Here is a 597-nt window from a genome sequence, read left to right as displayed (position 1 = left end):
CGGATCGGTCGAGGCCAGGAGCCTGGTCCCGGTGATTGTACGGCTGTGTCGCGGAGTGGACGGTGTGGTCTCGGTCAGCGAGCACATCGCTTACGGCACCGATGACACCGATGACACCGGTGGCCCGGCCGTGGCCGCGTGAAACCCCGGCACCCCAGCACTCGGCGGGAGGCACTGCCATGGAACAAGTGGTGACCGTGGGCCTCGACGGCTCGGCCGCGAGCGTGGCCGCCGCTCGCTGGGCCGCCGACGAGGCGGAGCGGCGTGATCTGGCCTTGCGCCTGACGCACGCGTGGATCCTTTTGCGCCCGCCCACGCCCGGCAGCCCAGCGGCGGATGAACAGAACTACTGGGCGAAGCGGATTGTGCACGACACCCACGCGGAGCTGGCCCGCGGCCATCCGAAGCTGACCATCATCGAGGACCTGGTGGCGGACGAGGCCGAGACGGCCTTGCTCGACGCGGCGGCGCGGTCCCGCATGCTGGTGCTCGGGTCGCGGGGGCTGGACCGGGTGGCGAGCTTCTTCCTGGGTGACATCGGGTTGCACACCATCGCCCGGGCGGAGCGGCCGGTGGTGCTGATGCGCGGGGGGCGGG

Annotated in this window: 1 protein-coding gene and 1 pseudogene; both read left to right on the top strand. The window is 71.5% G+C overall.

Going from position 1 to position 597, the window contains the following annotated elements; genetic code table 11:
• Nucleotides 1-142 (top strand): annotated as a pseudogene (locus KN815_RS51400) (CBS domain-containing protein); the annotation flags it as partial.
• A 37-nt stretch (nt 143-179) separates the two neighbouring features.
• A partial coding sequence (locus KN815_RS49265) for a universal stress protein (protein WP_216348223.1) occupies nt 180-597 on the top strand: 418 nt, incomplete at its 3' end.

Origin of the sequence: Streptomyces niphimycinicus (assembly GCF_018883605.1) — a bacterium.
Taxonomy (GTDB): Bacteria; Actinomycetota; Actinomycetes; order Streptomycetales; family Streptomycetaceae; genus Streptomyces; species Streptomyces niphimycinicus.
The sequence above is the reverse complement of the archived record's forward strand: the minus strand, read 5'-3'. Positions and strand labels throughout refer to the sequence as shown.